The organism is Bifidobacterium sp. M0404 (genome assembly GCF_016101415.1).
GTDB lineage: Bacteria > Actinomycetota > Actinomycetes > Actinomycetales > Bifidobacteriaceae > Bombiscardovia > Bombiscardovia polysaccharolytica.
The window spans coordinates 1-19,762 of sequence record NZ_JACFQP010000005.1; the positions used below are offsets into that span (position 1 = coordinate 1).

Here is a 19,762-nt window from a genome sequence, read left to right on the forward strand (position 1 = left end):
GGGGGGGGGGGTCGTCAGACCCCTCGCGTAGCTGAGCAAAATCCCGCCTCTTTCCCCAGCAGTGCATCAAATACTCAACTTCCCTCGCCATCGCCTCTGACAACAGCATCGCCGTTAAGCACCGCAACAGCAAGCCCAAATGCTCCCTCATCGCCGACGGGCAGTACAGGCAGCGGCGAATCGGCTCCGGCCAAATCAACAGAAACAACGGATGCTCAGGCCGCGCACGTGGTGCGTTTCGACCCGGCCGACGGGAGCAAACCAACACAGGCGAGCGTGAAGAATGGGATTCTCGCCTCGCCTCCGGAACGGAATCCGCAGCGTGAGGGCTTCCGGTTCGACGGGTGGACGCATGACGGCCAGCCGTTCGACTTGCAAACCCCCATCCTCCAGGACACGACCCTGAAAGCCCAGTGGACCAAAGTCACAGACTGGACGCTGAGCCCGGACCACGGGCCCGCCTCCGGCACCCGCCTGACCATCAACCCGCCCGACAAGCAAGAACCACGTTTCAGCAATATCCACGCCGCAGGCGAGCAGACTGTCAGCCTGACCGGCGACGGCAGCATCTACACATGGACGAAAGACAGCCCGCCCAAGCAGGTTCCCTTCCCCGCCCAGGCTCCCAGCGGGTTCCATTATCTGCAGGCCGCAGCCGGCAGCCGGTGGCAGGCGGCCCTCGGCTCCGACCAGCGGATCTACATCTGGAACAGCGGACAGACTGAACCCGTAATCCTCAACACCGACCGGAACACCGGGTTCACCAGCATCAGCACGGACAATGACCTGCTTCTGGCGGTGGACCGGCAGGGACAGGTCCACGCCTACCAGGCCGGCAGCCAGGACCAGACGGAATTCACCCAGCAGGCCGCAACCGGCCTGCCCGGGCAGACGCAGGCCGTCACCGCCGCCGCCTCCGACAAGCGGATCCTCATCCTGGACGCGGACGGGCAAACCTGGACCTGGAAAACGGCCTCGGGAAACGCCAGGCCTTCACGCATCGAACAGGAACCGGGCATGCGCATCATCCAAGCCCAAGCCCTCAACAAGGGGTTCCTCCTCCTGGATGCGGACGGGCAGACCCAGTACCTAAACGACAGCTCGACCAAAATAACAGCCGCCAGCCTGCCGGAAAGCATGAAAGCCCGATCAATCACCACCAACGGCAGCCAGGCCATCATCAACGGCACGGACGGCCAAGTCTGGACCTGGAAGCCCGGCAACAAACCCGAGCGGGCGGACGACGGCAGCCAGACCTACATGCAAGCCTCCGAAGCCGACGGCAGAATCACCGCCATCAGCAGACAAGGCAGCCTATACCAGTGGAAACTTGATGAGCAGGGCCAGCCTGACAAACCAAAAAGAACCATCATCACACAGGCACCAACACTGGAAACAGCCAGCCTGGACGGCCAGACACTCACACTCAGCAAGACCGGCGACGCCTGGCAGACGGACATGCCTGCCCGCAAGCCCGGACCAGCCTCAATCACCATCACCGGCAAACAATACGGCCAGCCCTTCACCAGGAGCCTCAACTACACGGTCGACCAGACCCTGACCAGAGACACCACTCCGGACACCACCCACACAGTCACCTTCGACATGGGCGAAGAAGGCACCAAGCCTGAAGACCAGAGTGTCCCCTACCCGTACGGCAGGGCCAAACGACCCTCCCCCGACCCGGTACGCAACGGCTACCAGTTCGACGGATGGTTCACCGGGCAGGTCGCCTACGACTTCAGCAAACCCGTCACCCAAAACCTCACCCTCACCGCCAAATGGACCCTCAAAGACCCCAACAACACCTGGAAAATCAACCCCGACAAAGGCAGCCAGACAGGAGGACAACAGACCACGATTACTCCGCCAGCGGCTGCCAACAGCACTAAATTCAACCAAGTCAGCAGCTCAGGCACCAACAACTTCTCCTTGGCTGTGGGCAGCGACGGCAATGCCTACGCCTGGGGATTCAACAACTACGGCCAGCTCGGCAACGGAAATACCAGCAACCGAAATACACCAGTCATAGTGAAGAAGCCTGCAGGCGTGTCGGCTGACTTCACCTACGTGCAGGTCAGCGCCGGAACCGATCATTCACTGGCCGTGGGCAGCGACGGATACGCTTACGCCTGGGGAAACAACAACAACGGCCAGCTCGGCAACAACACAACAAGCTTTTCGTCCGTCCCCGTGCGCGTATGCGATCCTTCCACAGGATCCAACGTTGATACGGGGCTGAAAGCCATACAGGTGAGCGCCGGAAGGTTGTTTTCGCTGGCAATCGACCAAGATGGGAACATATGGGCATGGGGATACAACGACAACGGCCAACTCGGCAACGGAAAAACCAGCGGCACTAACACCCCCCAGTCGGTGCTGCTCGATCCCAAGCATGCGAGCACGGTGCTCAAAGCTGTCCAAGTCAGCGCCGGGGATTTCCATTCGCTGGCAATCGACCAAGATGGGAACACATGGGCATGGGGACGCAACGACTATGGCCAACTCGGCAACGGAAAAACCAGCGGCACTAACGCGAATCCTACTCCCAGCTCGGTGCTGCTCGATCCCAAGCATGCGAGCACGGTGCTCAAAGCTGTCCAAGTCAGCGCCGGAGGCTCTCTTTCGCTGGCAATCGACCAAGATGGGAACACATGGGCATGGGGGCACAACGACTATGGCCAACTCGGCAACGGCAGCACAAGCAGCCTAAGGAATCCTGTCCCCAGTTCGGTGCTTCTCAACCCAAAGGATACAAGTACAGTGCTGAAGGCTGTGCAAGTGAGCGCCGGATGGGCTCATTCGCTGGCTGTCGACACGGATGGAAACGCCTGGGCGTGGGGACAAAACAACTATGGGAAGCTCGGCAACAACACCACGAGCGATCAACATTCCCCCGTGAAGGTGTTCGCTTCCGATCAATCTACAAGCAAGGCCGGCCCCTGGCTGAGCACAGCGCAAATCAGCGCCGGAGGGAATCATTCGCTGGCAATCGGCAAAGACGGTAACACAAGTGCATGGGGATTCAACCGGTACGGTCAGCTTGGCAACGGCACCACCAGCGGCAACGACGCGAATCGTGTTCCGGTGCCGGTGACGTTTGACCTATCTCCAGTAATCACCGGTGTCAGCTTCGACGGCATAGCCATCAAGAATATCTCTAAAAGCCAGGACGATGGCAGCGTCACCGTGACCACGCCCCCTCATGAACCGGGCGAGGTCACGGTCAGCGTGGACTACACGCTGGGCGGCACAGGAAGCACCCTGGCCTACGACTCCCTCAGATACACGTACACACCCTTGGGTGTGTTGCCTAAAGCCGGCGGTGAAGGCGTCCTGCTCGTCCTCGCCACCGGCATGACCAGCATGGGCGGGGTGCTGGCCTCCCGCCGCCATCTGAGAGAACAGAGACAGCTGCTACTAACTTTGCACGAGTAAGAAAGGCCGGGACGGATCAATCCCCCCGCCCCGACTTACAAGGGGCGCACGGAGGAATGTCATACAAGGCTCAACCCCAAGTGAGCCGACACGCCTCCCGCGCCCCACCACACTATTGTCAATTGCTGCCGACAAAAGTCGAGCGACTACCCAAGCGCAAGATAGGAAGCAACTCCTCTTTACACGCTCGGACGGTCGCCTACAACTGTTCTACTGCTGGTCTGCAGTCGTAGCGTAGATGGTCTTTTTGCAGATCAAATACACAACCAGACCCAGCAAGGACACAGCAGCCCCGATCAGCAGCAGGTTGCTGTAGTTGGCGGCCGGCCCGGTGGCACCCATGATGCTGAAGCCCTCCAGGCTGGGCTTGCCCATCAGACCGCCGATGATGGCGATGCCGATGGAGCCGGTCACGTTCATAACCAGATCGTTCATGCCCACGCCGCGGCCCGACTGGTCCTGAGGCAGGGTGTCAAGCACCGTGGAGACGATGGGCGAATACATCAGTCCGACCCCGGCATAGTAGACGCAGGCTGTCAGCGTCAGGGACAGCAGGCCGGAATTGACCACCAGTGCGGACCCTGCGAAGCCCAGAATCATCAGGCAGGCGGCGATGATGATGGCGGGCTTGCGGCCGATCCTGTCCACGATGGCGCCCGAAGTGGTGCCCAGCACAGCGGCCACCAGGAAGGCCCAGACCACATGCAGGGAGACCGTGGTGGTCGACACCTTGTAGACGTCACGCCCGATAGCGTTGAAGATGGGCGACATGCAGTAGTTCATGAAGTAGAAGATCAGGATCAACCCGATGCCCATCAGCCAGCGCTTGTTGCGGAAGAAGTCTGGAGTGATGAAGGGGCTCCGGGCCCGGCTGATGTACAGGGCGAAGATCAGGTAGCAGACAGCGGAGGCCGCCAGCAGCCACCATGCCGTGTAAGAGAAGAAGAGGGTCAGCAGGGCCGTGGCCAGTCCGAAGATGACGAAGCCCAGCCAGTCCACCTTCTCACCGTTGCCGCCGCCGGTTGGCAGGCTCTTGAGCAGGATGGGCAGGAAGATGATGGTGACCGCGGGAATCAGGAAGAGGTACTGCCAGGCTATGGAGCTGAGCAGGCCGGCGGCGAAGATGCCGATGGCTGCAGACACCTGGTAGCCTGCCGTGAAGATGCCGAAGAAGATCACCTTCAGGGAGGGCTTGAGGTACTTGGTGGCCACGACCAGGTAAGCTGAGCCAGCCACCTGCTCACCCGCAGTCTGCAGCAGCCGGGCCGCAATCACATTCCAGATGTTGGGGGCCATGATCGTGTTGGCCACGTACCCATACACGGACCCGACGAACAGTATGCACAGGCCGAAGGTGACCAACTTGCGCAGGGATACGAAGTCGCCCAGGGACCCGTAGATGAAGCAGACGATGCCCAGGACGATGCTGGGCAGGGCCGTAATCAGCGAGGCCTGGTCGGGAGCGCCGGCGTCCTTGCCGACCTGCTGGAAGACCAGGTTGAAGCCTTGCAGGCACAGGGTGCCCAGGACGAAGGTGATCAGCAGCAGGATCAGCGATCGTACGGCTGTCGAATCCTCGGTGGATTGCTTTTCGGACATGATGTCTTCAATTCTCTTTCTCTTGCGTGAACTTGCCGGGGATGGCGGACCTCAGTCAGCCCTGGAGGCCAGCTTCGTGATGCGGGTCATGAACTCGTCCAGGAAACGGGGCACGTCCACGCCGACGGCCACGCGCATGGTCTTATTCGGATCGTTGAGCCGCTGCTCGTCACCGATGGTGCGCCCGCGAGTGGCCCCTTCGGTCTCCACCTTCATGTTCATGGGCAGGGTGGTCACCAGGGTCGGATCCACGGCCACGCCCACGGCCAGTGGATCGTGCAGGCCGCAGCCACCCAGGTGCGGCGAGGTGGTCTCGTAGGCCTTGATGTAGAAGTCGGTCATATCCGCCAGGAAGGTGCCTGCAGCAGTACCCAGCTGCCGCCAGCGGGCGGTCTCCTTGTAGGTGAGCAGGGTCTGTAGCGTCACGTCCAGGCCGACCATGGTCACGGGCGCACCGGAGCGGAAGAGCACGTCGGCCGCGTCCGGATCCTGGGAGATATTGGCCTCTTGCCAGGCATCAACATTGCCCGGCACGGTCAGAGCCCCGCCCATGAGCACGATGGAGCCGATGCGCTGGGCAATATCAGGCTCCTTGGCCAGGGCGGCGGCGATGTTGGTCATGGGGCCGGTGGGCACGTAGACCAGATCCTTGCCGTAGGTATTGACCGCTTCGATGATGAAGTCCACGGCCGACTGCGTCTCCGCCTTGCGGTCGGAGTCAGGTATGGCTACGTCGCCGATGCCGTTCTCTCCGTGGATAAAGGCGGAGACAGGCAGCACCTCGAAAGAGTCCGCCTTGGATGCGTGGGACAGACCCGGATAGACCTTGACCTCGGGGTGGCCCAGCAGATCGGTGATGGCCAGATCGTTGCGGATGCCCTGCTCCAGCAGCACGTTGCCATAGGTGCCCGTTATGCCGATCAGCTCAACTTCGGGGCTGCCCAAGGCATAGGAGATGGCCAGAGTGTCGTCGACACCAGTGTCCAGATCGAGAATCAGCTTACGCATACAATGTTTCCTTTCATTGCCATGGCTGTATGGAACCATGGCCTTATACATCCACGATGTCCTTGTGGTGGATGCTTGTTTATCATATGCGAAATTGAGCAGTTTCGCTGCCCATGACAGGCGCAAGTCGTGGACAATATCCTCAATGTTCATGCAGCCGTCAACCAGGGCCTGGATAACGGATCCAGAAGCTGGTTTTTCGGACGATTCCCCGATTGACAATGGCGAGCCGGACCGACAGGCTACTCCCCCAAATGCCTATGATTACGCTGATCTTGCCCGGATGATCTGGCGAAAGGGGAACCCGAAGCCGCAATTCGAGGACGACGACACAATCTGCAACTGATGACCGCCCTGGCCCTGCTGGCCTGCTTCCTGCATGACAGCCCGGCCCATCTGATCCGCCACGGCCAACCGAACCAGGCAGAGGCCCGGGCCCGGGCATGAGACCAGACATAAGAAGAGGGCGGAACTGGATACCGGCCCGCCCTCATGGAATCTGATACCTCAGATTTTGATGCTTCAGATGTTGAAGACCTGCTTGGCCAGCTTGGCGATGGTGTCGCCGCCCAGCTGTGCGACATCATTCTTGCACTGGTTGATCCTGCCGAAGAGCTGGTCCGCGTCGTTGTATGACAGGGGCTGGCCGATTTCCTTGGACAGGTCAACCAGCTGGTCGATGGTCTCCAGGTTGCTCAGCTTCTCTACCAAGGTCTTCTCGTCCATGAATCACTCCTCTATAAGCGGCTGTGCAGACACCGGGGGCCTTGCGCCATCGATGCCCACCTTTCTCTTCCCATCATAGCCAGCGATTGGATGAACCGGGCGCGCAAAGAGGCTCAAATCAGGTCGTATGAGAAATCGCGAATCTGGTCCAGGGCCTGTCCGCTCTCCTCCAGCCAGGTCATGGCCACTGGATAGACGTGTCCCAGGGTCTGCAGGCGGTTGGGCCTCGGGTCGTGCAGCTCGAAGTCGCGGCCCTTCCTGCACAGGATCTGGGCCAGCTTCAGAGCATCGCCCTGCAGAAAATCGTCGGCACTGGTGTTCAGGAAGACCGGCGGCAGGTGGACCATGTCGACCATGGTCGTCAGGTCGGCCGCCTGGTCGCCCCCAGCATGCACAAAGCTTCTGAAGAAGGATGGAGCAACCATGGCCAGGTCATCGGTGGGTGAACTGGTTGGTTGGCCGTCTTCCGTATCCACTGATACGTAAGGAGCCAGATCGAAAAGCCCTGAAACGAAGGCAGCGCCCCGAGGCCGCAGACCGGCAGGTTTCAGCCCCAGCATCTGCGCGAATTGGTCATCGGACTCCACTGCCAGCGTATAGAGGGCCAGCGTGCCTCCGGCCGAGTCTCCCGTCAGAAAGATCCGATCAGGCGAAACCGGATACTCGTCCAGGTGGTTCTTTATCCAGGTCAGGGCCGTCAGCACGTCACCCAGCTGGCCCATGAAGTCCGTACTGGGAATCAGCCGGTAGTTGACCGAGAAGACCGCAAAGCCGCGCTGGGCCAGGTGGGTGCAGAAGTTCCGGTTGAGTTCCTTGTAGCCGTACATGAACCCGCCGCCGTGGATGTCGATGTAGACCGGGGTCACCTTGCCGTAGCGCAGCAGGGCATCATGAGGAAGGTACAGATCCAGCTTGTGGGCGCGCAGACCATCGTCCACATAGGCGATGTCGTTCAGGCAGTCCACCCCCTCGGGTACCTGCCAGTGACGGGAGCGGGGAGCATCCACGCGCCCGCTGGCCAGCCGGGAGCCCAGAACGACCTGAGCCACATCCGGACTGCAGCCATCAAGATCGCCATCGACCTCGGTCCAGCCCTCTAAAAGTTCGCGTTCCTTATCGGTTACAGTCATCTTTGCATCTTTGCTCATCATTCAGCCCTCATCATTCCAACCCACAGATCTTGCGCATGTCTGCAGCTCGTTCAGCTCCCGCATCCGCTCTTCCGGGTTTACAGCTAATATACATGCCGGCAAACGGACACTCTTGCCCCTGATCGCGCTCCTGCCGGTAGAATGACGGCAACAGCGACAGAAAGGCCAAGGATGACAATCGCAACCTACGAAGGCGTATCCGCGCTCTCCCTGGGCCTGCCGCCCACCACCGCCATTCCAGCAGCCAAAGGTGAACTGCCCATAAGGGCCTTCACCACGCGACCGCCCGTCTCCTCACGGCTGCGTCAGCACTTCTCCACCAGCGTCGACAAGATCGTCATGCTGGCCCTGCTGCGGCCCGGAACCATTCCTGTGACGGACGGCGCACACTGCCATGAGGTGCTGGTCATGGCCATCGGGCTGAAGACCCCCGATGTACCGGAGGACGTGCTGGAACATATCGCCGCCATGCGCTCCTCAGGCATGGTTTTCATCACCATTCACCAGGGTGAAAAGGGGCTCGTCTGCACGCCGGCCGTCCGCCGGGCCCTGCCCACCAAAGCCGGTCATGAGACCAGGCATGCGCTCCACCTGGGCAGACCCCGTCCTGCTGATCAGACCAACCTGGCCCTGGCCGGCGACGATATGGACCAGCTCTGGGACAGCCTCTGTGCCCAGGTGACCCTGGACCAGACTGACGGCAAAGATCTGGACAGCCGACTCGCCATCCGCGAGCGCATCGACCTGCTCAAGGCCCAGGAAGCCAAGTTGACCGGAGACCACGGCCGGGCCAAAACCACCCAGGACCGCAACACAGCCTTCGCCAAACTCCAGAAAGTCCGCGCCGAACTGAAGCAGCTTTCCGCAGATAATCAGACGGCAGAGGATTAGAACACAGAGTCTAGTCGGGCCTAGTTCGGCCTAGTTCATCCACCAAACTGACCAGGGGTCTCAGTATTGCCACTCAACTCGGCGCTTTCGTCGGGAATATCCTTGTAGGCCAGGTATTTGCGAAGTTCGAAGGCCGTGGCCAGGATGGGATAATCGCTCAGGCGACGGGGGTTGTAGCCTGTCTCTCTGGCCAGGGCATCCAACCGGTTCTGCATGGTGTTCTTGTGGATGAAAAGCTCTTGGGCGGCGTGGGTGATGCTGCCATTGTGACGGGTATAGGCGCTGAAAACACTCTCAAACCGATCGACACGATCCGGCGCCAGACCCGCAAAGACCTGCTCCACAAAGGCCCGGCATTGCTCGGTGGACAGTGAGGTGATCAGTAGCCCCGCGCCCATCTGTTCGTACCGATACCGCTGGTCATCGGCAGTGAACCCGGCCCAGCGCGCAGCGACGCAGGCCTGCCGGTAGCTGTGCCAGTACTGGCCCGGATTCGCCTGAATCATTCCCGCACCCAGCACCACCTTGGAGCCTACTGCCTGACCAAGGGCCTTGCGCAGAGCAGTCACGAATTCATCAAGCTCGGCATCCCCCATCCGCGGCGCATAGATGCGAAAGTCCCTTGGACTCACAGCGAAGAGGGGAACCCCGAAAGACAGACATGTCTGGCAGAGCCTCTCGTAGAGTCGATCCTGGTTGAGCCTTTCCAGCCGGATGCCTGGCGCCCGGCCGACCAGAGCCAGCCGTGGACCCGACAGATTCAGGTCGAGGGCCAGGGCCAGAGCGTTCATCAATTCGTCGTCCTTGTGCTCCAGGGTCAGCAGGTTGACCAGGTTGGTGGTCATGATCCGCCGGTTGAATCGGGCGATCTGCTCCATGCTGGCGCAGAGCATGAGCTCGGTCATGCGCTCGATGATCCCGCCCAGAGCGCCCACCTTGTTCACTGGTCCAGTGATTCCGATGACCGCCACCACCGCATCGTTGAGCACCACCGGCACGTTGACACCGTCACGGGCTCCCTGATAAGGATGCCGACGATCCACGGCAACGGTCTGGCAGTCAACGGCCGCCTGACGGGCCGCGTCATGGAAGCTGCCTATGCGCGAAGCATCAGTGCTGGCCACCATAGTTCCTTCGGTGTCGAAAAAGTTGATGTTGTACTCGATTACATCCTTGAGATTGTCGACGATTGTCTGCGCCGTCGCAGGATCTATGGTCATGGCTTGCCTCCCTACGGACATGGTACATGAACCATTTTTGCCAACGCCATCCATCCCTTTTCGAGTATGGGAGCCCTGGCAAAAAGAGCAAAACAGAGCCACAATGGAAGTGAGAAAAATCATGGGACTGTTACTGGTCTGGCAGCTACGACGATGCCAACCCTGGTCCCTGGCACAAGTTACGGATCAAAGGAACTGACATGGACATTACCCTGTCATGGTGGGCCGCCCTGCTGGGCCTGGCCCTGGCCATTATCCTCATTCTCAAGAAGCTAAACACCACCTACGCACTCATGCTGGGAGCCATCGTAGGATGCCTGATCGGTGGCGCCTCCCTGGGCCAGACCGTCAACATCGTGGTGGCCGGCTCCCAGAGCGTCATGGGCACGGTTATCCGGGTTCTGGCTGCTGGAGTGCTGGCGGGAGTCATGATGGAGTCCGGCGCGGCCAACCGGATAGCTCGAGCCATAGTGGACGGCCTGGGCGAGCGCATGGCCATCCTCTCCCTGGCCCTGGCCACCATGATCATCTGCGCCGTCGGGGTCTTCATCCCCGTGGCCGTTCTGATTGTGGCACCCATCGCCATCGAGGTCGGCAGCCGACTCAAGATCTCCAAGCTGGCTTTGCTGATCGCCCTGTCTGGCGGAGGCAAGGCCGGCAACATCATCTCCCCCAATCCCAACACCATCGCGGTGGCCTCAGGGTTCCACATACAGCCCTCGGCAGTCATGATCGGCAGCTTCATCCCGGCCCTATGCGGACTGGCCATGGCCGTCCTGCTGGCCACCATCATGCAGCATCGCGGGCGGATCGTCACCATGGACGACCTGGGCGAGGATGCGGCTAAAGCCTCCAAGGACAAGGACCTGCCCTCCTTGGGACGCTCACTGGTGGCTCCCATCACCGCCGTGGTCCTGCTCCTGCTCAACCCCGTGGGTTCCATTCTGCACATCGGCCTGCTGGAGCGGTTCCAAGTGGATGCCATGTACATCCTGCCCCTGGCATCCATCCTGGGCCTGCTGGCCATGGGACAGGGCGGCAAAATCCTCACATACACCAGCGCCGGTCTGCAGCGCATGGTTGATGTGGTTCTCATCCTGATCGGAGCTGGAGCCCTGGGCGGGCTGATCACCAGCTCCGACCTGCCCAAGCAGATCGTCAACCTCATCCATGCCATGGGCGTGCCCGGATCCATGCTGGCCCCCATCGCCGGCATCCTCATGGCCGCCGCCACGGCCTCCACATCCACGGGCGTCATCCTGGGCAGCAGCTCATTCGGCAAGTCCATCCTGGCCTTTGGCACCTCGGGGGTGGCTGCCGCCGTCACCATGCAGGCGGGCGCCACGGTCATCGACCAGCTGCCCCACGGCAACTACTTCCACGTCACCGCCAAGTCCATCAACATGACCCTGGGCGAGCGGATGAAGGTCGTCCCCTTTGAGTTCCTGGTAGGCCTGACCATGACCCTGGTGGCCATGCTGGTCTATCTGGTCTTCTGAGTCGACGAGTCAGGAAAGGTAACAACCATGAAAATCATCATTGCACCCGACTCCTTCAAGGGCAGCCTGACCGCCAAGGAGGCTGCAAAAGCCATCGAACACGGATTGCAACGCAGCCTCCTCAAGGCCGAAATGGTCCTTGTGCCCATGGCCGACGGCGGCGAGGGCACAGTCCAGTCCCTGGTCGATGCCACCGGAGGCCATATGATCCAGACCCAAGTCACCGGACCCCTGGGCCAGACCGTGGACGCCAGCTACGGCATCCTGGGCGACGGACGGACGGCCGCCATCGAGATGGCTGCGGCCAGCGGCATCCAGTTCGTCGACGAACAGACCCGAGATCCACAGGTCACCACCACCTACGGTACGGGCGAGCTGATCAGCAAAGCACTGGACCAGGGCGCACAGGAGATCATCGTCGGCCTCGGTGGTTCGGCCACCAACGACGGCGGTGCCGGCATGGCCCAGGCCCTGGGTGCCCGGCTGCTGGATGCTGACGGACGGGAATTGAGTCAGGGAGGAGCTGCACTGGCTCGACTGGACCGAATCGACGTCTCCGGGTTGGATCCCAGGCTTGCAAGCACCCGCATTCGTCTGGCCTCGGACGTGACCAACCCCCTGACCGGTCCCGAAGGAGCCTCTGCCGTCTTCGGGCCGCAAAAGGGGGCGGACCCATCCATGGTGGCCACCCTGGATGCGGCCCTGGGTCACTATGCAGCCGTCATCCGCAAGGACCTGCACCGGGAGGTGGAGACCAAACCGGGGGCAGGGGCCGCCGGAGGTCTGGGCGCAGGATTCCTGGCCTTCACCCCGGCCGTTATGGCCTCGGGCGTCAATATTGTCGTAGAGACCACCCGCCTTAAGGAGCTGGCCCGCGGCGCCGACCTCTGCTTCACCGGCGAGGGCGGCATCGACTTCCAGACCGGTTTCGGGAAGACCCCCATGGGCACAGCCCAGGCCGTCAAGGAGTCCTCCCCCGGCTGCAAGGTCATCGCCCTGGCAGGGAACGTGGGTGCAGGTACCGAAGAGCTCTACAAGGTGGGCATCGATGCCATCTTCAGCATCAGCCCTGGAGCCGTCAGCCTGGATGAGGCCATGGCCAAGGCCGCCGACAACCTTGCCGCAGTGGCCGAGAACATCGGCAGGCTCCTGGCCTGATCCGGCTCTCGGATTAGCAGAACACGAAAGGGGCTCCGGATGCCTTGCGCACCCGGAGCCCCTGGTAATCAGAACCCCTGTCAGAACTCCTGTTCGGCACAATCATCAGCAGTAATGCCGGACAGTTGGAAGGGATCAGTCGAATTCGGTGATGACCGAACGGATGACCTCGCCGTTGACCAGCTGCTTGTAGGCCTCGTCAATCTGGCTCAGCTTGATGTGCTGGCTGACGATGTCATGCATGTTCAGCCGCCCGTCCACAGCGAAGTCAGCGTACATGGGGATGTCGTGCTTGATGTTGGTGGAGCCCATCCACACACCCTTGAAGCCGCGCTGGTGGACCAGCAGGTCGGCCGGGTTGATCTCCAGGGAGACCGTGGCATCCGGCTTGGTCAGGCCGATCGGGTAAGCAGTGCCGCCCACGCCCAGCATGTCCCAGGCCTGCTTCATGGTAACGGGCAGGCCAATGGCCTCGAAGGCCTGGTCCACGCCGCCGTCAGTCAGCTCGCGCACCTTGGCCACAGGGTCCTCGTTCTTGGAGTTGATGACGTCGGTGGCGCCGAACTTGCGGGCGAACTCCAGCTTGTTGTCCAGCAGGTCGATGGCGATGATCCGCTTGGCGCCGCAAATCCGGGCTCCCGAAATGATGTTCAGGCCGATGCCGCCGGTGCCGATGACGGCCACGGTGTCGCCGGGACGCACATGGGCGGTGTTGATGGCCGCTCCGGCTCCGGTGATGGTGGCGCAACCGATGCAGGCGGCCTCATCCCACTTGACCTGGTTGTTGACCACAGCCAGCTGGTTCTCGTGAATCAGGGCCTTCTCGGCAAAGCCGCCGGTGCCGAAGGCCTGGGTGATGGGCCGGCCATCGGGGAAGGAAAGACGGGGCTTCTCGCCCGCGCCGCGCACGCACTCCTGCTGCTGGGTGCAGGATTGGGGCTGACCCTTGAGGCAGTTGGCGCAGTGTCCACAGACCTGCTCCAGGGAGGCCACCACGTGGTCGCCCACCTTGATGCCGGACACCTCGGGGCCCACGGCCTCGACGATGCCCGAGATCTCATGGCCGATCACAGCCGGGAAGGGGAAGAACTTGTCGTCATCCTCGACCAGATGCAGATCCGAATGGCACAGACCCGAGGCCTGCACGTCCACCAGGACCTCCGCGCCAATGGGGTCATCAATGATGATCTCCTCGGGCTGGGCAAACCCCTTGCCGATGCCATAGGCAATCGACGCCTTGATCTTCTGAGGCATAAACCATCTCCTAATCACCATGCCGCCGCCGGCCTCATGCCAGGCAGGGCAAAAACAACGTTGAATATTCCGCTGTGGCCACGGCCATCCTCAATGTATGCACCGCTGCCGCAGACCACCTTCATGCTAGCAGGAAAGAGGGGTCAATCAGCATTTAGACTGGCCCGGAAAAAGGCCTCCGGCGTTTCCTCGACGGGGACTCCAAGCATCCATAGAATGGGCTTCATGTGTGGACGATTCGCGGCTGATCTGGACTACTCAAGTCTGGCCCAACACTACGGTGCCCGGCAGGCTCCGGGACTGCCCGAGCCCTCTTGGAACATCAGCCCCGGGTCGGTCATAGCCCTGGTGGCCCAGGACCGACATGGGCAGCGGCACCTGCATCCGGCCCGCTGGAACCTGGTCCCCTCCTGGTCCGAAAGCGATCAGATGGCCTACCCCACCCACAACGCCCGGGTGGAAAGCGCCCTGACCAAGCGGACCTACGCGGACTCGGCCAAGAGTCAGAGGGCCATCATTCCGGCAAGCGGCTACTACGAGTGGACACCTAACCATCGGCCTTACTACTTCCAGGCCCCCGACGGCCACACCCTGAACATCGGCGGACTCTACTCCTGGTGGCGTGCCAGGCCTGGCCAGCCCTGGCTGCTGACGGCGACCATCCTAACGACGCAGGCCACGCCGGAGGCCGCGCGGGTGCACGATCGGATGCCTCTGCTGATCACTGATGAAAACCTGGACTCCTGGCTGGACCCAGGCATAGAGGGCACGGCGATCCTGCCCAAGGCCGTGGAGTTTGGCCGCCATGCCTCCGAAGCATTGACCATGCACCCGGTAGCGCCCTTGAAAGGGGACGGTCCGGAGCTGACAGAGGCTATGGCCCTGGACCAGAGGGTCAAGAGAATTTAGAGGGTTCGCAGGATTCAGATGGTGAAGCCCAGCTCCTCTGCCGCCTCGGTGGGGACCGGGTCGTAGGCCCAGTACTCGCTCAGGTTGTCGTCGGAGGACAGACTGCGAATCTCGGCCTTGTCGATGTAGACCTCGCCCGACAGATGGTCGGTCTCATGCTGGAAGATGCGGGCCGGCCAGCCGTGCATGCGCTGGCGGTGCTTGCGCCCGGAACGGTCCTCCCAGCTGGCCGTGATGTCCAGCCAGCGCCGCCGAACCGCCTGGAATCCTTCCAGGGACAGGCACCCCTCGTAGAAGGACGCAGTCTCCTGCCCGATAGGCTCATAGGAGGGGTTGATGATGACCCTGAAGGGCAGTTCGTCGATCTGACGCGGATCATCCTCGTCGTCGCGAATATGATCCTCTATGACGGCGATGGCCAGGCCCAGGCCCACCTGAGGTGCCGCCAGCCCCACGCCCGGTGCCTCAAGCATGGTGGCACGCATGGCCTTGAGCAGCCTGTTCAGGGTCTTGGCTGCCAGTTGGCCCTTGTAGGGCTGGGCCTGCTGACGAAGTACAGGCTCGCCCATCTGCACAATAGGCAAGAGCTCTTCTTTGCCGGCCTCGGCCAGCATGGATTCCACCCGGTGGTTGAGATCGGCGTCGAAGGCCACCTTTCTGCCGAACATGGATGATTCCGCCTTTCCTGGGTCGTCGGTTCAGATGGCCAGCTCGTCGGCCACGACTGAGGCCAGCCGCTGGCAGACCTGGTCGGCCTGCTCCTGGGTGGCCGCCTCGACCATGACCCTGACCAGAGGCTCGGTGCCCGAGGGCCGCAGCAGGACCCGGCCGGTGCTGCCCAGCATCCGCTCCTCCGCCTCGACCGCATCCTGGACCTTGGCATTGGTGCGGGCCGCGTTCTTGTCCACACCGGAGACGTTGATCAGCTGCTGGGGCAGCTGTGGGAAGTCGGCAGCCAGCTCCTTGAGGCTCTTGCCCGAGCGCACGACCTCCTTGGCCAGGGTCAAGGCAGTCAGGGTTCCGTCGCCCGTGGTGGCGAACTCGCGGTTGATGACGTGCCCGGACTGCTCGCCGCCCAGGGTATAGCCTCCGCGCAGCATCTCCTCAAGGACGTAGCGGTCTCCCACAGCCGTCTGGACGGTGACGATGCCCATCTGCTTCAGGGCCAACTTGAGTCCCAGGTTGCTCATGACGGTGACCACCAGGGTATCGTTGGCCAGCTTGCCCTCACGCTGCTTGGCGCGGGCCAGAATGCCCATGATCTGATCGCCGTTGACCATGGTTCCCTCTTCGTCCACGGCCAGACAGCGGTCGGCATCCCCGTCGAAGGCCACGCCCATGACCGCGTCCGAGGCCTTGACCATGGCCTGCAGCTGCTCGGGGTGGGTGGAACCGGCGTGTTTGTTGATGTTGTATCCGTCGGGCGAGGCATTGATGACCACCACGTCCGCCCCGGCCCGGCGCAGTGCCTCGGGGGCTACCACCGAGGTGGCTCCGTTGGCGCAGTCGGCCACGATTCGCAGACCGTCCAAAGGCTTGGTTTGGGTCTTGTCAGGGGCGACAGGGGCCACGGCCTCCACCAGATGGTCGATGTACATGTTGGTGGCGGTCACCGTGTCATGGGAGACGCGGCCCACGCCCTCTCCCACCGGGCGCTCCCAGTCCTGGCCCAGGACCGATTCGATGTCGTCCTCCTTGGAATCCTGGAGCTTGAACCCGCCCCGGGCGAAGAACTTGATGCCGTTGTCCGGCATGGGGTTGTGGGAGGCGGAGATGACCGCCCCCATCTCCACGTTGAGCACGCTGGTCAGGTAGGCGATGCCCGGAGTAGGAATGATGCCCACGTCGATCACGTCGAAGCCACCCGATGACATGCCGGCGGCCAAGGCCGAGGCCAGGAAGTCCCCGGAGACCCGGGTATCGCGGCCGATCAAGGCCCGTCGGCGGCCCGCGGACCGATCCGCGCCACGGCCCAGGACCCGGACAGCTGCATCGCCCAGATCAAGGGCCAGCTGTGCAGTCAGGTCCCTATTGGCTAAACCGCGTACACCATCGGTACCGAATAATCTGGGCATTTGCTCTCCTCCGAACGTACCATCCTGAATGCAGGCAACAGATTCATTATGGCCCCGCCCCTGACCCGTCGCCACTTGGGCCGGGGCGGGCAGAATACTCAGCGCAGACGCTCGTTGTATTCACGGACCTTGAGGATGCGCCTGGAGGACTCCGTGTTCTGGATGATCATCCCACGCAGGGCCTTGGGTGCCTCAGCATGGTCGGCCAGCCAGGCATCGCCCGCCTTGACCAGGGCGGCCGGGTCAGCCTTGGTCGGGTAGAGTCCGCCCGCCGACAGGGGGTTGAGCAGGGTCTCCGCGATGTGGAAGGTCTTCTGGGTCCAGACCTCGTCCACGGCTGCGAAGAAGCGGTCCACGTAGGGCGCGAAGAGCTCCTGGTTCCCTGAACCGGAGAAGCCGTCGGCCAAGGCCTCGATCTGCGAGTTGGTCAGATCCTCATTGTGCAGAGCCTGATCCCAGGCCCAGGCCTTGGCCTCGGAAGTCGGACGTGCAGCCCGGGCTCCCATGGCGAACTCGCGGTTCTCCGTGGTGTCTTTCGCGGCCAGCTCCCGGTCGATCTCGCCGTCAGCCAGCAGGTCGTGGGCAGACAAGGCGTGGATGATCAGCCAGCGGGTGTTGTTGTCGATGGTCAGCCCCTCCAGCTTCAGGTCGCCGCTCAGCAGACCCCGGGCGTGGTCCTCGAAGTCGGCGTCGTCTCCGTAGCCCAGGTAGGCGCGGACCAGCTGGAACTGCTCGTCCGAACCGGGTTGGGCCTTCATGGCCAGATCCCAGAGCGTGCTGGCCACCAGCTGCAGCATGGGCTGACGGCGACGGGAGGCGGTGAAGTGGTGGGCGGCCGTGGAGATCTGAGACAGGGCGTAGCGGAAGGTGGTGGACTGGTGCTCGGTGGCCAGTGCCTTCAAGCTCAGGCTGATGAAGCGCTCAGCAGGGAACTGCGCATCCCTGGTCATGTCCCAAAGGCTGAGCCAGACCACGGCCCGGGCCAGACGGTCCTCGATCCGGTACAGGTTCTGCGTGGCATACTCCAGAGAATCCTGATCCAGACGCAGCTTGACGTAGGTCAGGTCGTCGTCGTTGATCAGAATCAGGGCCGGACGCTTCTTGCCGACGACCTGGGGCACTTCGGCTCCCTGGCCGTCCAGATCCAGCTCGAACCGGTCTGTACGCACCACCTTGCCGGACTGGTCCTCGTCATAGAAGCCCACAGCCAGGCGGTGAGGACGCAGGACCGGATGCTCCTCGGGGGCGGTCTGGTCGATCCGCATGGCGGTGATGGTCCCCTGCTCGTCGGTCTGCACCTGGCTGGTCAGCGTGGTGATGCCGGCCTCCTCAAGCCAAAGACGGGACCAGTTGCCCAGGTCGCGGCCGCTGGTCTTCTCCAACTCGGTCAGCAGATCCTTCAGCGTGGCATTGCCGTGGGCATGGGCCGTCAGATAGTTGTGGATGCCCTGGAAGAAGCGATCACGGCCCACGTAGGCGACCAGCTGCTTCAGCACAGAACCGCCCTTGGCGTAGGTGATGCCATCGAAGTTGACTTCGGTGTCATGCAGGTCGCGGATGGGGGCCACCACGGGGTGGGTGGTGGGCAGCTGGTCCTCGGTCAGGGCCCAGCTCTTCTCCCCGGAGCAGAAGGTGGCCCAGTCGTCGGTCCACTCGGTGGCCTCGGCGGTGGCCAGGGTCGACATGAACTCGGCGAAGGACTCGTTCAGCCACAGGTCGTTCCACCACTTCATGGTCACCAGGTCGCCGAACCACATGTGGGCCAGCTCGTGCAGGACGGTCTCCACGCGGCGGTTGATCTGGGCCCCGGTGGCCTTGGACTCGAAGACGTAGGAATCACGGAAGGTGACCAGGCCGATGTTCTCCATGGCGCCCGCGTTGTATTCGGGCACGAAGATCTGGTCGTACTTAGCCCAGGGGAAGGGCAGGTCCCAGGTTTTGGCGTAGAAGGCGAAGCCCTTCTTGGTCACATCGAAGAGGTATTCGGCATCCCCGTCCAGGGAGTCCTTCAGCGCCTGGCGGCAGTACAGGCCCATAGGGATTGTCCGTCCGTCCTCGTTATGGTACTCGCTGGTCCATTGGGCGTAGGGTCCGGCGGCGAATGCGGTCAGGTAGGAGCTCATGACCGGGGTGGTCTGGAAGACCCAACGGGTCACGCCCTCGGTACGGCCGTTCTCCAGGGTTCCCTCGGCGGTGCGGCTGTCCAGGGCCTGATGGGAGGCGGGAGGCATGTTGGACAGAACCGTCCAGGATGCGGGGGCATCCACGGTGAAGTCGAAGACGGCCTTGATGTCCGGCTGGTCGAAGACCGCATAGACCCGGCGGGCGTCGGGTACCTCGAACTGGGAGTAGAGGTAGACGTTGCCATCCGAGGGGTCAACGCTGCGATGCAGACCCTCGCCTGTGCGCGAATACCGGCAGAGGGCCTCCACCCGCAGCTGGTTGTGCTCACGCAGGTCGTTAAGCTCAATCCGGTCGTCCCTGAAGGCCAGGGCCGGGTCCAGACGCCGGCCGTTCAGCTCAATCAGGCTGACCTGGTCGGCAATCAGATCCACAAAGGTGGACTCCCCCGGCCGGGCATCAAAGTCGATCAGGGCGGTAGAGGGGAAGGTTGCAGGCCCCTTGGTCAGGTCCAGATTGACCTTGTAGCTGACATTGGATACGACGACGGCTCGCTCTTCGGCTTCCACACGAGTCAGATTGGCTCCGGGCATGAATTTCCTTTCGCGCATGGATGTCGGTGCCCCCACCGGCATCGGCATAGGTCCTGTATGGATATGGCATGTCAAGTCTAATGCGGACACCAGCCGACGGGCCAGCGGGACGATTTCCCT

Annotated in this window: 14 protein-coding genes; 5 read left to right on the forward strand and 9 right to left on the reverse strand. The window is 62.2% G+C overall.

Annotated elements, in window-relative coordinates; all coding sequences use genetic code 11:
- Positions 1 to 231 precede the first annotated feature (231 nt).
- The gene (locus H3T93_RS08480) at positions 232 to 3,438 is read left to right on the forward strand and encodes an RCC1 domain-containing protein (RefSeq protein ID WP_198214754.1); all 3,207 of its coding nucleotides are present in this window, start codon (positions 232 to 234) and stop codon (positions 3,436 to 3,438) included.
- A 210-nt stretch (positions 3,439 to 3,648) separates the two neighbouring features.
- On the opposite strand, the gene H3T93_RS08485 is transcribed toward H3T93_RS08480, so the two are convergent.
- The 4 genes from H3T93_RS08485 to H3T93_RS08500 all read right to left on the reverse strand — a co-directional run bounded on the left by H3T93_RS08485 (position 3,649) and on the right by H3T93_RS08500 (position 7,901).
- Complete coding sequence (locus H3T93_RS08485) at positions 3,649 to 5,037, reverse strand: MFS transporter (RefSeq protein ID WP_144176717.1); 1,389 nt, start codon at positions 5,035 to 5,037, stop codon at positions 3,649 to 3,651.
- A 51-nt stretch (positions 5,038 to 5,088) separates the two neighbouring features.
- Complete coding sequence (locus H3T93_RS08490) at positions 5,089 to 6,045, reverse strand: nucleoside hydrolase (RefSeq protein WP_144176715.1); 957 nt, start codon at positions 6,043 to 6,045, stop codon at positions 5,089 to 5,091.
- 522 nt (positions 6,046 to 6,567) lie between these two features.
- Complete coding sequence (locus tag H3T93_RS08495; protein WP_015021464.1) at positions 6,568 to 6,771, reverse strand: hypothetical protein; 204 nt, start codon at positions 6,769 to 6,771, stop codon at positions 6,568 to 6,570.
- Between the two features lie 113 nt (positions 6,772 to 6,884).
- The gene (locus H3T93_RS08500) at positions 6,885 to 7,901 is read right to left on the reverse strand and encodes an alpha/beta hydrolase (RefSeq protein WP_232348786.1); all 1,017 of its coding nucleotides are present in this window, start codon (positions 7,899 to 7,901) and stop codon (positions 6,885 to 6,887) included.
- Between the two features lie 192 nt (positions 7,902 to 8,093).
- Here H3T93_RS08500 and H3T93_RS08505 point away from each other — a divergent pair, with 192 nt between their 5' ends.
- The gene (locus H3T93_RS08505; RefSeq protein WP_186363852.1) at positions 8,094 to 8,813 is read left to right on the forward strand and encodes a DUF4391 domain-containing protein; all 720 of its coding nucleotides are present in this window, start codon (positions 8,094 to 8,096) and stop codon (positions 8,811 to 8,813) included.
- 35 nt (positions 8,814 to 8,848) lie between these two features.
- Here H3T93_RS08505 and H3T93_RS08510 read toward each other — a convergent pair whose 3' ends face one another.
- The gene (locus H3T93_RS08510) at positions 8,849 to 10,033 is read right to left on the reverse strand and encodes a CdaR family transcriptional regulator (RefSeq protein ID WP_186363851.1); all 1,185 of its coding nucleotides are present in this window, start codon (positions 10,031 to 10,033) and stop codon (positions 8,849 to 8,851) included.
- 200 nt (positions 10,034 to 10,233) lie between these two features.
- Between H3T93_RS08510 and H3T93_RS08515 the strand changes: the two genes are divergently transcribed.
- Together H3T93_RS08515 and H3T93_RS08520 are read left to right on the forward strand one after the other, a co-directional pair.
- On the forward strand, positions 10,234 to 11,532 hold the full coding sequence (locus H3T93_RS08515; RefSeq protein ID WP_110424965.1) for a GntP family permease: 1,299 nt from the start codon (positions 10,234 to 10,236) through the stop codon (positions 11,530 to 11,532).
- Between the two features lie 27 nt (positions 11,533 to 11,559).
- Positions 11,560 to 12,690, forward strand: coding sequence for a glycerate kinase (locus H3T93_RS08520; RefSeq protein ID WP_144176711.1), 1,131 nt, complete (start codon positions 11,560 to 11,562; stop codon positions 12,688 to 12,690).
- 135 nt (positions 12,691 to 12,825) lie between these two features.
- On the opposite strand, the gene H3T93_RS09250 is transcribed toward H3T93_RS08520, so the two are convergent.
- Positions 12,826 to 13,944: a zinc-binding dehydrogenase gene (locus H3T93_RS09250; protein WP_052323105.1), complete on the reverse strand. Its 1,119-nt coding sequence runs from the start codon at positions 13,942 to 13,944 to the stop codon at positions 12,826 to 12,828.
- Between the two features lie 225 nt (positions 13,945 to 14,169).
- Here H3T93_RS09250 and H3T93_RS08530 point away from each other — a divergent pair, with 225 nt between their 5' ends.
- Positions 14,170 to 14,853: an SOS response-associated peptidase gene (locus H3T93_RS08530; RefSeq protein WP_144176710.1), complete on the forward strand. Its 684-nt coding sequence runs from the start codon at positions 14,170 to 14,172 to the stop codon at positions 14,851 to 14,853.
- A gap of 14 nt (positions 14,854 to 14,867) precedes the next feature.
- On the opposite strand, the gene H3T93_RS08535 is transcribed toward H3T93_RS08530, so the two are convergent.
- The 3 genes from H3T93_RS08535 to pepN form a co-directional block, all read right to left on the reverse strand.
- A complete protein-coding gene (locus H3T93_RS08535) occupies positions 14,868 to 15,521 on the reverse strand; it encodes a peptide deformylase (RefSeq protein ID WP_144176709.1) in 654 nt (217 codons plus the stop codon).
- Between the two features lie 30 nt (positions 15,522 to 15,551).
- Positions 15,552 to 16,928, reverse strand: a complete 1,377-nt coding sequence (gene glmM, locus H3T93_RS08540; RefSeq protein WP_110424962.1) for a phosphoglucosamine mutase — start codon at positions 16,926 to 16,928, stop codon at positions 15,552 to 15,554.
- A 98-nt stretch (positions 16,929 to 17,026) separates the two neighbouring features.
- Positions 17,027 to 19,642, reverse strand: coding sequence for an aminopeptidase N (pepN, locus tag H3T93_RS08545; protein WP_144176707.1), 2,616 nt, complete (start codon positions 19,640 to 19,642; stop codon positions 17,027 to 17,029).
- Between the last annotated feature and the right edge of the window lie 120 nt (positions 19,643 to 19,762).

Bases quoted from the DNA above. Each gene is read 5' to 3' on its own strand.
- pepN (WP_144176707.1), bottom strand. From the start codon at position 19,642: ATGCCCGGAGCCAATCTGACTCGTGTGGAAGCCGAAGAGCGAGCCGTC.
- H3T93_RS08490 (WP_144176715.1), bottom strand. From the start codon at position 6,045: ATGCGTAAGCTGATTCTCGATCTGGACACTGGTGTCGACGACACTCTG.
- H3T93_RS08520 (WP_144176711.1), top strand. From the start codon at position 11,560: ATGAAAATCATCATTGCACCCGACTCCTTCAAGGGCAGCCTGACCGCC.
- H3T93_RS08485 (WP_144176717.1), bottom strand. From the start codon at position 5,037: ATGTCCGAAAAGCAATCCACCGAGGATTCGACAGCCGTACGATCGCTG.
- H3T93_RS08535 (WP_144176709.1), bottom strand. From the start codon at position 15,521: ATGTTCGGCAGAAAGGTGGCCTTCGACGCCGATCTCAACCACCGGGTG.
- H3T93_RS08495 (WP_015021464.1), bottom strand. From the start codon at position 6,771: ATGGACGAGAAGACCTTGGTAGAGAAGCTGAGCAACCTGGAGACCATC.
- glmM (WP_110424962.1), bottom strand. From the start codon at position 16,928: ATGCCCAGATTATTCGGTACCGATGGTGTACGCGGTTTAGCCAATAGG.
- H3T93_RS09250 (WP_052323105.1), bottom strand. From the start codon at position 13,944: ATGCCTCAGAAGATCAAGGCGTCGATTGCCTATGGCATCGGCAAGGGG.
- H3T93_RS08530 (WP_144176710.1), top strand. From the start codon at position 14,170: ATGTGTGGACGATTCGCGGCTGATCTGGACTACTCAAGTCTGGCCCAA.
- H3T93_RS08510 (WP_186363851.1), bottom strand. From the start codon at position 10,033: ATGACCATAGATCCTGCGACGGCGCAGACAATCGTCGACAATCTCAAG.
- H3T93_RS08500 (WP_232348786.1), bottom strand. From the start codon at position 7,901: ATGACTGTAACCGATAAGGAACGCGAACTTTTAGAGGGCTGGACCGAG.
- H3T93_RS08505 (WP_186363852.1), top strand. From the start codon at position 8,094: ATGACAATCGCAACCTACGAAGGCGTATCCGCGCTCTCCCTGGGCCTG.
- H3T93_RS08515 (WP_110424965.1), top strand. From the start codon at position 10,234: ATGGACATTACCCTGTCATGGTGGGCCGCCCTGCTGGGCCTGGCCCTG.